The sequence below is a fragment of the Candidatus Kapaibacterium thiocyanatum genome (genome assembly GCA_001899175.1).
Lineage (GTDB): Bacteria > Bacteroidota > Ignavibacteria > Kapaibacteriales > Kapaibacteriaceae > Kapaibacterium > Kapaibacterium thiocyanatum.
The window spans coordinates 139,468-152,884 of record MKVH01000002.1 but is presented as its reverse complement, the minus strand read 5'-3'; the positions used below and the strand labels follow the sequence as shown (position 1 = coordinate 152,884).

General features: G+C 59.9%; 7 protein-coding genes. 3 read left to right on the top strand and 4 right to left on the bottom strand.

Annotated elements, in window-relative coordinates; genetic code table 11:
* Nucleotides 1-49: 49 nt before the first annotated feature.
* The 3 genes from BGO89_00955 to BGO89_00945 form a co-directional block, all read right to left on the bottom strand.
* Complete coding sequence (locus BGO89_00955; GenBank protein ID OJX61188.1) at nucleotides 50-2,890, bottom strand: hypothetical protein; 2,841 nt, start codon at nucleotides 2,888-2,890, stop codon at nucleotides 50-52.
* Nucleotides 2,891-3,014: 124 nt separating this feature from the next.
* Nucleotides 3,015-3,509 (bottom strand): hypothetical protein, encoded by a 495-nt coding sequence (locus tag BGO89_00950; protein OJX61363.1) that lies wholly within the window; start codon nucleotides 3,507-3,509, stop codon nucleotides 3,015-3,017.
* 437 nt (nucleotides 3,510-3,946) lie between these two features.
* Nucleotides 3,947-5,575: a hypothetical protein gene (locus BGO89_00945; protein ID OJX61187.1), complete on the bottom strand. Its 1,629-nt coding sequence runs from the start codon at nucleotides 5,573-5,575 to the stop codon at nucleotides 3,947-3,949.
* Between the two features lie 230 nt (nucleotides 5,576-5,805).
* Between BGO89_00945 and BGO89_00940 the strand changes: the two genes are divergently transcribed.
* From BGO89_00940 to BGO89_00930, 3 genes are all read left to right on the top strand, one after another.
* Nucleotides 5,806-6,195, top strand: coding sequence for a hypothetical protein (locus BGO89_00940; GenBank protein OJX61186.1), 390 nt, complete (start codon nucleotides 5,806-5,808; stop codon nucleotides 6,193-6,195).
* Nucleotides 6,196-6,343: 148 nt separating this feature from the next.
* Entirely contained in the window at nucleotides 6,344-10,693 is a 4,350-nt protein-coding gene (locus BGO89_00935) for an acriflavine resistance protein B (GenBank protein ID OJX61185.1), read from the top strand.
* A gap of 22 nt (nucleotides 10,694-10,715) precedes the next feature.
* Nucleotides 10,716-11,861 carry a hypothetical protein gene (locus tag BGO89_00930; GenBank protein OJX61184.1) on the top strand — a complete coding sequence of 382 codons (1,146 nt, stop codon included), beginning with the start codon at nucleotides 10,716-10,718 and terminating at the stop codon, nucleotides 11,859-11,861.
* Between the two features lie 139 nt (nucleotides 11,862-12,000).
* Here the strand turns inward: BGO89_00930 and BGO89_00925 are convergent, their stop codons facing one another.
* Nucleotides 12,001-13,266, bottom strand: coding sequence for an asparagine synthetase B (locus BGO89_00925; protein ID OJX61183.1), 1,266 nt, complete (start codon nucleotides 13,264-13,266; stop codon nucleotides 12,001-12,003).
* Nucleotides 13,267-13,417: the final 151 nt, after the last annotated feature.

Sequence of the window (13,417 nt, the reverse complement as noted above, 5' to 3'; positions counted from 1 at the left end):
ACTCCTCTGCCCTGACGATGGTATCGTCAGGGCATACCTGTCCGTCCCCTTATCGCTGCGGTCCCGACATTCCCGGGAAGTTGCGGATGTTGTACGTGAAGGTCAACAGCGCATAGCGTTGCAGCAGGTTGGCCTGGACGTCCTCGGTATACGATTCACTGACCGTTCGCTGGATACTCGTGTTCTGCCGCAGGATATCGGCTACGCTCAATCTGATCTCCGCACGGTCGTTCTCGAGGAACTTGTATGCGAGGGCCATGTTCCAGAGCCAGACACTGCGGTCGTAGCCGGCCGAGTAACCGCTCGTGAGCGTGTTATTGACGTCGGTCGACCATACAAAGCCTTCGAAGAAGCGCCAGTTGAGCCGCAGACGGGAGAGGCCGTTCAGATACTGGCCGTTCTGATCCGAACGTGCCGTATTCCGTACCCAGCTCGCATTCACGCTGGTCGATGCCGTGAAGTCCACGTTCTCACTGATGTTGCTGCTGATCACGACGCCGAGGCCTGCCATCGGCGTATGGGCGATGTTCTCGACGCCGTTGATGAGACCGGGCGTGCGCGTATAGTTGACGCTGCCGAAGAGGTTGAGGTTCGACGAGATGAAGCCTACCGGCATGCCGTACGAGAAGAAGCCGCGCAGATTGGCGTAGCCGTCGAGATTGACGGGCTTCTGGAGTTGACCGCCGCGGGGAAGGACGATGCCCGGTGCGATCGTCGTATCACTGCGTGCGATCGTCACGCTGTTCCCTACGTAGTCCTCCGTGACACCACCGCCGATCATGGCGAAGAACGTGGTGGCCGCATCGACGTCGTTCGCCGAATAGCGAAGGAAGAGGTTGTGCGAGAAGTCCTGACGCAGGTTCGGATCACCCGTCGTGAGCTGGACAGGGTTGGTGTTGTTGATGACGTCCTGCAGTTGATCGACCGACGGCGACGACGTTCGCGTACGGTAGTTCAGACGCAGGTTCTGGTCCTGCGAGATGTTATACCTGAACGAAGCCGTAGGCAGGATGTTCCTGAATGTGCGATCCAGCGCCGATGCCACGGGGAACTGCTGGTCGTTCTTCAACTGGGCGATCTGATACGCGACGCCGACTTCCGTTTCGAAGTCCTTGACGTTGTACCGGTACGTAGGCTGGACGGAATAGGTATTGTACTGGCTCTTGAACGTATTCGTCAACGTCGTGTCGAGGTCGTCGTAGACGTTCTGCACCGCTCCGGCCTTGAACGTGCGCTTGTCCGATTCGTTCGACGCGAGCGATGCCGTGGCAGTGAGAGCCAGGAAGCTCACCGTGGAAAGCGGCTCCGTATACGTAAGCGTTGGTGTGACGGTAAGACCGTTCTTGTCGAGGTTTGATCGCTGATCGATGGTATCGCTCGCATCCGGATTCTGCATGTCGGCGATGAGCGAATACAGGCTGTTGTCTCCGGTATTCTTGTTGACCGTGACGTTCACGCTGGCACTGAAGGTACGCCCGGGTTCGGCGAAGGCAAGACGATAGAGCAGGTCGTTGTTGATGTTGTATCCATCGAGCCGTGATGCGAAGTCGTTCGTCGTCGTGTTCAGCGGCGATGTACCGAGCGTATTGGCACCGTTCAGCAAACTCGATCCGTTGTTGACCTGGAGCGAGGCGCGTGGACGCCAGACGATGGACTGCATGGAGTCGAGACGTGCTTCGAGACGTGCATTGAAGCGGTGATTGATGTTGCGCGAGGTCGTCTCCGTGTTCTCGTTGTAGGTCTGGCCCGTCGCTCCCGGAAGGACGAACTGACGGAACAGGTCCTGGTTGGCATCGTTGTTCGACCAGTTGAAGAAATAGCTCGCCGTGACGTCGACGTCGCTGCTCCACTGGTCCGCATAGTTCACACCCAGGGCGTGCGTCGTGGTGATACCGTTGCTCTGGTTGACGAGGAAGTCACCGACGCCCCCCATCGGTCCCCCCCCACCCGGACGGCGTCCGCCGCCACCGGCCATCGCGCCCATGATGTTGCCCATGCGGCGCATTCCGCCACCGCCGCCCTGGCCACCGGACATGGCACCGACGAGGTCTTCGATAGCGAAGTTCTGTTCGTTGATGTTGTTCGTCTGGGCGAGAATGGTGATACGTCGCGCATTGTCGAAGATGTTCATGACGCCGCCGGCCTTGTATCGGCCGTCGTCACCGTAGCCTGCATAGAGCCGTCCGAACTGGCCGTTCCGCATCGAGCGCTTCGTGACGATGTTCAGGGTCTTCCTGCTGTTGGCATCCGTGAGACCGGAGAACTTGGACTGGTCACTCCCCTGGTCGAAGACCTGGACCCTGTCGATCATTTCCGCCGGAAGGTTGCGCAGGGCGGCATTGGGATCGTCACCGAAGAACTGTCTTCCATCGACGAGGACCTGCTGCACCTGTTCGCCCTGGGCCTGGATACGGCCGTCCTGGATCGTCACGCCCGGCATCTTCTGTACGAGATCTTCCGCCGACGCATCCTTCGACGTCTTGTAGGCATTGGCGTTCATCTCCACGGTATCTCCCTTCTGTACTGCGAGAAGGGCCTTGTCCGTGACGACGACTTCCTTCTCGTCGATACCCGTATTGGACATGACGATGGTGCCGAGGCCCAGTGGCGCACCCTGGACGCGGATCGTCCGGCGATGGGTGCGGTAACCGACGAAGGTGACCTGCATCGACCATGTTCCGTCCTGGACGTTGTTCACCGTGAAGCTGCCGTCCTTCGCCGTCAACGCGCCCGCGCGAAGCGAATCCGACGTTCTCGTGAGGAGGACGCGGGCACCGTTCAAGGGAGTCCTGTTCGTACTGTCGACGATGGTGCCCATGATCTGGGCGGCAAGGGGAACGGAGAGGAGCAGACAGAGGACGAGGAACAGCGAACGGCGGACAGTAGGCATATGCGGGACGTCGAACGTTGATGGAGGGTGGAGGAACGATCCCAAAAAACGAGTCCCCCGACTACACGGTAGCCGGGGGACGTTTTGTCGTCGATTGTAGTGACTCTCGAACTTGCCTGTCGGTTTAATGGGCGCCGGTAGAATCGCCGTTGGAGGCGAGGCGGACCAGATCCGATTCCGTGATGCGGCGGGCACCGATCATACGCTTGGAATAGTAGGTCGATTCCAGCGAAGAGATGGTGACGCCATAGCGTGATGATGCATGAGCGAACAGGTTGTCGCCAAGGTAGATTCCGACATGCGACACGCGTGCGTGACGGCGAGTGTGGAAGAATACCAGGTCGCCAAACCTGAGATCATTGCGCCGGTTGACCGGCATACCGACGGTGGACTGCATGGCTGCGGTACGGGGCAGTTCGATGGAGGCCACGGTACCGTAGACGGTACGCGTGAAAGCCGAACAATCGATTCCGTCGCGGCCTACACCACCGAAGTGGTATCGGGTTCCGAGCCAATCCATGATGGCATCGGCGACCCGTTGCTTTTCGATACCGGCATCCGTGAACTCAGGGCTGCCGTCATCGACGTAGGACAGCCACAGGGAGCGGAACGCTTCCATGTCGACCGTCACGTCGTCTTCCCGCTCGAGTTCGGCGAGATCCTCACCTTCGTCTTCGAAGGATGTGGTTTCGATACTGGTTGCGTCTGATTCGCCATCGGAGGCGATCAACTGTTGCGCCGAAGCGTGGGCTTCGGCTTGCGTGGCGGGCTGGACGCCCACCATCCGGCAAAGTTCGGCACTCTGGGTCCGGACAAGCTCCATGGCTTGCCGCTTTCCTTCCGCGCGTGCGGCGGGAGAGCATTTCGAACCGGAGCGTCGTTTCTTCTTCTTATTACCGGAAATCTTTCGGGATGTCTTGTACCGCGTCTTCGCGTCGATATCCGTGGGAACGGTGATCGACAGCGCGAAGAGTGCAAGCAGTACGGAACAGATAATTGACAAGCGACGATTGATGCTCATCAACGCACTCTCCTCTGATTTCGTTCAACAAGCACTTAACGACTGGTCTTGAACACACGCTCAAGAACCAGTCTGTCGGAACCGTCGACGGTGAAACCGTGGACGTTGGGTTGGGTCAATCGCACGAGGACATCATAGTAGAGGAACACCCATGGTGCCTCCTCGATGATGATCCGCTCCATGCGATTGTACAAGGCGTACCGTTCCGCCGGCGCCAACGAAGGCGACAAGGCCCTGGCATACAGGGAATCGAGATCCGCCCTGCCGATCCGTGTCGTATTCGGACCGTTGGGCGAACGATTCTGGGTGATGAACAGTGAAAGGAAGTTCTCCGGATCGGGATAGTCCCCGATCCAGCTCGTACGCCACAAGGCGAGATCGCCTGCGCGTACCATGGACAGATGCTGGGGAAAATCGACCTGACGGATGTTGACCGTGAGGCCTACTTCCCTGCACTGCGCCTGTATGGCTTCGGCCACGGAAGCGGTACGTTCACTGTTCCCCAACTGCAGAAGCAGCGGAGGAACGCCGTATCCATTCGGATACCCTGCGGAGTCCAATAACCGACGTGCTTTGTCCGGATCGTACGTATACCCCCGAACGCTGTCTGAGAAACCTGGCATAGTGGGTGGTAACACACCATACTGTGCTGGGATTCCACGCCCGTGGAGTAGATAGGTAACGATGCGGTGCCGGTCTATGGCGTAATTCAATGCCTGACGTAGGAGACGGGAACGGGCGAGAGGTACGGTACGTGCCGCCGGAAACGACGTATCCAGCAGGATACCGTAATACTCGACCGTATGAGCCGCCGCCCGGTAGGACCGGAAGCGGTCGAAGGGAGGCCTGAGCTTCCCGTTCGGCTCGAAGATCGTCGACGCAAATGATCCATCAACTGAACTCACGAAATCGAAATGTCCGCGCGTAAACTCCAGAAACTCATTCTTGGGATCCCGCAGGAACGACACCCGTATCGTCTCCAGATAGGGTAGCCGCCGACCGCTCGCGTCGGTCTTGAAATACTGCGGATTGCGTTTCAACGAAAGCTCTATGTCTGCTGCCCACCGTTCGAACATGAACGGGCCCGTACCAACGGGATGGCGTCCGAAGTCTGCCCCATACGATTGAATCGCTTCCCTAGGAACGATCCAGCCGTACGGCATGGTGAGGACAGCCAGAAACGGAGCGAATGGTTTGGTCAATCGAAAGCGAACGACGGAGTCGTTCATGACCGTGATGCCTCTGATCGTACCTGTTCTTCCCTCTCGGGTGCCGCGATGGAATTCATCGGCACCGTCGATCTTGGTACGAAATGCCCACAAGCCCGTGGATTTGGTCCTCGCATCACAGATCCGTTCGATGGAATACTTCACATCGGAGGCCGTGACGCGCCGGTGACCACTGGTACCGAAGCAGGCGTCGGGATGGAACCATATGTCCGTGCGGAGCGTGAAGGTCCATTCCGTGCCCGTCGGGTCCACACTCCAGGTCCGCGCGATGCACGGAACGATGGAAAGCGAGGAATCGAGCTCTACAAGACCGTTGAAGATCTGCGAGCCCGCCCAGGTGGCACTGCGGTACGAAGCTGTTGCGGGATCGAGGCTGTTGATACCGTCAGGTTCATTATAGCAGAAGGTATCTGTACGTTCGGAAGGTGACGGCACGCGGCCGCCACACGAAATAATGACGAGACAACTGCAAATGGCAAGTCCGATTGTCAAAGAGCGCTGCGACAGGCCACGAACCATTGTGTGGAGGAATGTTGACACTTGTCGCATCATTTCGGGCGCAAAGTTGCAAAAACAACCTGACACGACCAATGAAAAGAAGTTCACATTGTTTTTACCGCGCCGGCGGGTACCAACTTACGTCCTCCGTGATAATTTAGTGGCCGATGCAACGCTTCATCGCCACCATCATGATGTTCTTCCTCGCCGCGGTCTCCGTACTGCCGGGAATGGACGTCCATGAAGCCGAGAAGCTGCCGGACCTCATCCGGCACTATCGCCATCACCTCGCAGAAGCCCCATCGTCGGAAATGACCTTCCTGGAATTCATGGCCTTGCACTACGGTGCAGGTCGGACCGGACACAAGGAACAGGAACACGAGTCCCTGCCCCTGAAGAGCCACGCCTCACCGTGCCCCGGACATTTCGTGACGGTCGACGACGTACCGACGGTTTCTTTCGCCGTCCCCGCCGCCCTGCCCACAGATACCATCGAACGACCGGCGCCCCTGCCCCGCTCGACACCGTCGAGCATCTTCCAGCCGCCGAGAGCCTGATAACATTCCCATACGTGTCCACGCCCTGACGCCACGAGGCCTGCCTCGCGACATCAACCGTGCCTCATCCATATCGTGATAACCACGACGGCAATGCCGTCCGACTATCCTGTCTCGTCGCCATTCCCAACAACGCGAAACGAGTACAATGTTCGATACCATCATTTCCTTTTCGATACGCAACAAACTCGTGATCGGCCTCGGAGTCGTGGCCCTCGTAATCTGGGGCGTCGTGTCGCTGCGCAACCTGCCCATCGACGCGGTCCCGGACATCACGAACAACCAGGTCCAGGTCGTCACCCTCTCACCGGCACTCGCTCCCCAGGAAGTCGAGCGCCTCATCACGATGCCCGTGGAACTCACGATGGCATCCATTCCGGGCATCACCGAGATACGGTCGATATCGCGCTTCGGACTGAGCGTCGTCACGATCGTCTTCCATGACGACGTGGACGTCTACTGGGCACGCGCCCAGGTGGACCAGCGCCTGATCGACGTCCAGCAACAGATTCCGGCCGGCGCCGGTACGCCGCAGATGGCCCCGGTAACGACGGGCCTGGGCGAAATCTATCAGTACACGCTCCGCGTGAAGCAGGGCTACGAATCCCGATACACGTCGATGGAGCTCCGTACTGTCCAGGACTGGATCATACGGCGACGGCTGCTCGGCACGGAAGGCGTGGCCGACGTCTCGAGCTTCGGCGGCTACCTGCGCCAGGTCGAAGTCGCCGTCGATCCCGAACGGCTCCGCACGATGGGGCTGACGATGGCCGACCTGCTGTCATCGGTCGAACGCAACAACGCCAATGCCGGCGGCGCCTACATCGAGAAAGGGCCGTCACTCTATTATATACGTACGGAGGGCATGGCCACGACGCCGGAAGAACTGGGCGCGACCATCGTACGACGCACGGATGGCGGACTGCCGGTCCTTCTGCGTGACGTCGCCACCGTTCGTGACGGCCATGCCGTACGCTACGGCGCGATGACGATCGATGCGAAGGGCGAGGCCGTCGGTGGTATCGTCCTCATGCTGAAGGGCGCCAACTCGTCGAGCGTGATCGAGAGCGTAAAGCAGCGCATCGACGATATCGGCAGGATGCTGCCGGACGGCATCGAGATCGAACCGTTCCTCGACCGGACGAAGCTGGTCAACAAGGCCATCACGACGGTGTCCACGAATCTGATCGAAGGTGCCCTCATCGTCATCTTCGTCCTGGTCCTGCTCCTCGGCAACATCCGCGCGGGCCTGATCGTAGCCTCCGTCATTCCACTGGCCATGCTCTTCGCCATCGGCCTCATGCAGGTCTTCGGCGTAAGCGGCAATCTGATGTCACTCGGCGCCATCGACTTCGGCCTGATCGTCGACGGAGCCGTCATCATCGTCGAGAACGTCCTGCACCACCTCCAGAGATTCCGGCCCGGCGACCCATCGAGGCCCTCGAATACGGAACGGGAATCGGTGGTGGAACGCGCGTCCATCCAGATACGGAAAAGTGCCGCCTACGGCGAGATCATCATCATGATGGTCTACCTCCCCCTTCTCGCCCTCGTGGGCATCGAAGGCAAGATGTTCAAGCCCATGGCACAGACGGTGATGTTCGCCATCATCGGCGCTCTCATCCTGTCCACCACCTACGTTCCGATGATGTCCGCCCTGCTCCTGCGGAACGTGAAGCCGCATGGAGCCACCGTATCGGACCGCATCATGGCCGTCTTCCACAGGATCTACGATCCCATACGACATGCCGCCCTTCGCAGGAAAAGCTTCGTGCTCATAACCACACTGATATTATTCAGTGCGAGCATGTACGCTTTCCTCTCCATGGGTGGAGAGTTCATACCTCAGCTCGACGAGGGTGATTTCGCGGTCGAGACGCGGTTGATGACGGGAAGTTCGCTCAACGCGACGGTCGATGCGAGCCTTCGCGCAGCCGATATCCTGAAGCGGCGCTTTCCCGAGGTCATCACGGTCGTGGGCAAGGTGGGCACGAGTGAAATCCCTCTCGATCCCATGCCCGTGGAGGCCTGCGATCTCATCATCGTGCTGAAGGACAAGAAGGAATGGACCACGGCACATGACCGTGAATCGCTGGCGCGGGCCATGCAGGATGCCCTGGCCGAACTGCCGGGTGTAACCTTCGGCTTCCAGCAACCGATCCAGATGCGCTTCAACGAATTGATGACCGGCGCCCGGCAGGACGTCGTCATCAAGGTCTTCGGCGACGACATGGATTCACTGGCCGCCCTCGCGAATCGCATCGGAGCCATCGCCCATCGTGTGCAGGGTGCGGAAGACGTCTACGTCGAACCCGTCGGCGGGCTTCCCCAGGCCGTGGTGCGGATCGACCGCGATGCCTGTGCCCGCATGAACGTGATGGTCGATGACGTGAATCGTACGGTTCGTGCCGCATTCGCAGGCGAACCGGCAGGCGTGATGTACGACCAGGAAAAACGCTTCGACATCGTCGTGCGCCTCGACTCGAACCTCCGGAAGACACCGGAAGATCTTTCACGGCTCACCGTACCGACGGCGACGGGAACGCTCGTTCCGATCGCGCAGGTGGCGTCCGTCGACATCATCGTCGGCCCCAACCAGATCCAGCGCGAGGATACGCGACGACGCATCGTCGTCGGATTCAACGTCCGTGGCCGCGACGTCGAGAGCATCGTGACGGAACTGCGCGGAAAGGTGGAGAATCAGCTGCGGATGCCGGCTGGATACTACGTTACGTATGGTGGACAATTCGAGAACCTGGCCGCGGCGAAGCAGCGCCTCTCGATCGCGGTACCGGCCGCCCTGCTCCTCATTCTCCTGCTCCTCTATGCGACCTTCCGTTCGCTGAAATACAGCCTGCTGATCTTCACGGCCATTCCCCTCTCGGCCATCGGCGGTATCGCCGCCCTGTTGATCCGCGGCATGCCCTTCAGCATCTCGGCGGGCATCGGCTTCATCGCTCTCTTCGGCGTTGCGGTCCTGAACGGCATCGTCCTGATCGCCGCATTCACGGCACTGCACGATTCGGGCTACAGGAATATCCATCGTATCGTTCTGACGGGCACGGATCAACGTCTGCGGCCCGTCGTGATGACGGCCCTCGTCGCTTCGCTGGGCTTCCTGCCGATGGCCCTTTCGACGGGCGACGGCGCGGAAGTGCAACGGCCCCTCGCCACCGTCGTCATCGGTGGCCTCATCACGAGTACGATGCTCACGCTCCTCGTTCTCCCGGTTCTGTATACCGTCCTCGAACGGAGACGGTTCGAAGGCGAGCGGAAACTCATCGTCCCGATGATCATCTGCATCCTCCTCCTGGCCGGTACGACATCGATGGCACAACCACGCAAGGTCGCATTGGACGAAGCCATGCGGATGGCACGGACGTCGAACATCAACGTCAAGGCCGCGCGGTCGAATGTCGCGCAACGTGAAGCGTTGCGTGGCGCCGCGGTAGATCTCGGCAAGACGTCCGTCACCTACATGGGGGGTCAGTACAACAGCGTCAACAGCGACAACAACATCACGATCGCGCAGACCATTCCCTTCCCCCTGGCATGGAGTGCGAACGCCTCCCTCGCCGACGCACGCGTGCTGGAAGCACAGGCGCTCACCGTTCGTACCGAACGGGAAGTGGATGCCGCCCTACAGCGCATCTTCATCCGCCTCGCCTTCCTGCGTACCATGACGGCCCTCATCGAAGAGCAACGCTCTCTCCTGCAGCGCACGGTGGAGATCACCACGCTCCGCGAGCGCACCGGAGAAGGTACACGTCTGGCACGTATCACAGCCGAGAGTCAGAGCGCTGAACTCGACGTCCAGCTTCAGCAGACGACGACGGACATCAGGACAGCCGAGATCGAACTGCAACAGCTCTGCGGAACGATGACTCCCATCACCACGGATCAGGACAGTCTCGTCGCCCTCGCTCTTCCCGTGGATACGGCGGTAGGGGCATCGCTCCTTGCGCTCTCGCAGCGCTCCGTCGATGTCGCGAACGAAGTCGTACGCACGGAATCGGTGCAGTACTGGCCGGACATCACACTCGAGTACTTCAATCAGTCGCTGATCGGAACGCAGACGGTGAACGGTCGGGACGTGAACTACACCATCGGCGATCGCTTCCAGGGCTTCGCCGTCGGACTTCATCTTCCTCTCTGGTTCATGCCCGTCAAGGCACGCACCGAACACGCCGTCCTGCAACATGAGCAGGCGAAGGAACAGGAACGCTGGCAGCGTATGGCCTTCCAACAGCGCCTGACGCAACTCACGCTCGATATCGCGGCGGCACGGCGGACACTCGACTACTACGACGGCAAGGGTCGTACCGAGGCTGCCACCATCGTCGACAACGCACAGCGGGCATTCGAAGCAGGCGAAATCAGCGCCCTGGAGCACCAGCAGGCACTGATCCGCGCACTGGCCATACGTACCGCCGCACTGCAGGCGCTGATGCGCTACGATCTCCTGATCGTCGAACATCGGCTCATCACCACACCTTGATCACCTCCAACGGAACACTATCATGTACTACGTTCTGTCCATCGCCATCGCCGTCCTGATCCTTACCGGTTGTTCCGGCAATACCGCCGAAGCGCCGAAGAACGCTCAGCATGCCCACGTGACGGGAGACTCGGTGAAGCTCACGCAGCAGCAACGCGCTTCGGCACGCATCCGGTCGGAAGTCCCGGTCGAACGTTCCCTCAGCACCGGCCTGCGTGTCCAGGGCATGCTCCACGTACCACCGCAGTATGCCGTCAGCATCACCGCGCCACTCGGCGGCATCGTACGTTCCACCTCCGTCCTTCCCGGTTCATACGTCCGCAAGGGTACGACGCTGGCCGTGCTGGAGCATCCGGACTTCATCACGTTGCAGCAGGACTATCTCACGACGACGTCGTCACTCGAACTGGCGGACCTCGAATACAAACGTCAGGAACGTCTCGCCCAGGACAACGTGAATGCACGGAAGGCCTTCGAGCAGGCCGCCGCGGAACTACGCTCGCTACGCGTGAAGGCGAAGGCCCTTCAGGAGAAACTGTCCCTCATCGGCATCAACGTCCGCACGCTCGACGAGAAGACGTTGTCGCGCAGCGTTCCCGTCGTCGCTCCCATCGATGGTTACGTCACGCGTGTCCATGTCAATACCGGCTCCTACATCGCGCCGAACGATCCCCTGCTGGCCATCGTGAATCCGGACCACATGCACATCGAGCTCACGATCTTCGAGAAGGACGTCATGAACATCAAGGTCGGCCAGACGCTGACCGTGACACTCGCCGACGACCCGTCGGCGACCCGCAAGGGTCATGTCCACCTCATCGGAAAGGAGATCGAGGCGGATCGTACGGTCGTCGTACATGGACACTTCGACGAAGCCGACCCGTCGCTCATTCCCGGAACGTCGTTGACGGCCATTATCGATACAGATCCGCGTATGGGTCTCGTCGTTCCCGATGCCGCCATCGTCCGATACGAAGGGCAGATCTACGTATTCGTCGATACGGAGAACGACGGGCTCTACGTACGCAGGCGTGTCGAGACCGGACCTTCCGCCGGTGGCTTCACGGAGATCACGGGCGCGACGACGACCGACCTGAAGTCGGCGAAGATCGTGACCAGCGGAGCCAGCGCCCTGCTCGGTGCGATGGTGAATACGGAAGAGGAGTGATGCCGCGGCGGACGCTGATATATGGTCTTCGACCCGATCCGATGTAATGCGAAATGGCTGTCGTCCACACCGGACTCCCGAACGAAGGTCCGGAAGCCGCTGGACGGCAGCCATCAGTATCCGGCACGGACGGTCGTGTCTATGTCTTCTGTTTCTTTTTTTTTGCTGCGGGAAAGAGGATGTTGTTGAGGATCAGGCGGTAGCCGGGCGAGGTGGGATGGAGCGCCAGGTCCGTAGCCGGATCACCGACGGCATGACGATAATCTTCCGGATCGTGGCCACCGTACCATGTGAACGTTCCCCTGCCCACGTTGCCGTGGATGTATCGGACCTGTTCGGTACCGTCGCGTTCACCGAGGATGGTGACGGACTTCTTCACGAGGCTCTTGCGGAAGGCCGTGGTCTGGCCCAGGAATCCCTTCACCACGTTCACGTGGCACTGCGTCAGCATCGTCGGCACGGGATCGTACTTGGCGGAGAAGTCGAAGAGCGTGAACCAGTCGTTCTCTTCGCCACCGGCGAGGATCTGGTTCGCGTCCACGTCGATGTCCGAGTATTCGTACTCGAACGGACTCGTAATGAGCTTGAAGTTCTCGAAGGCGAAGGTGCGTGTATAGTCGAGTTTCTCGTTGGCGGACGGGTCGGCCGGATCTCCATCGAAGACGGACTCGCAGATATCCACACCGGCGGCAGCCAGGGCGATGTCGTACGTATCGGTAGCGCTGCACATGGCGAACATGAAGCCGCCATCGGCAACGAAGGTGCGGATCGTCTCCACCACTGCCTTCTTGAGTTCGCTCACCTTGCGATAACCGAGCTTGCGGGCCGTACCTTCCAGCAGGGCCACCTGCTGGAGATACCACGGCTGCGTTGCAGCCGATGCATAGAACTTGCCGTACTGACCTGTGAAATCTTCATGATGCAGGTGAAGCCAGTCGTATTCCGACAGCTTGCCCTTCAGTACTTCTTCGTCCCAGAGCTTGTCGTACTTCACCTCGGCGTATTCCATGGCGAGGGTCACGGCATCGTCCCACGGACGGAATCCCGGCGGGACGTAGACGGCGATACGGGGCGCCTTCTCGAGCCGGACGACTTCCATGTTGTTCTTTTCGCTCTGGACTTCGGCATAGATACCGGCGGCCACGGCTCCGTCCAGTTGCTCGAACATCACACCGCGGATACGGCATTCGGCCGCGATCTCCGGGGAATAGTCCATCATGAAGGACCCGCCACGGTAGTTCAGGAGCCAGTCCACGGTACGGTCCTTCGTCAGCACCCAGTAGGTGATTCCGTAGGCCTTGAGGTGGTTGGTCTGCGACAGATCCATCGGGATCAATACCTTCTGCGCCAGGGCGGGAAGGGCAAGACCGAGGATCAGGAGGGTTGTGGCGAGTAGTCTGGACACGTCGGGCCGAAGGCGATGGAAAAGGCTGCGTCGATGAACGACAACGAAGTTACAGCGCCGATATTGAAGGACCCAGGTCTTTTCGCCCGTTCGGGCCATCCGCCGGGTCCGGACGCCCTTCAGGGATAGTGGTTTTCGTATCTTGCGGACG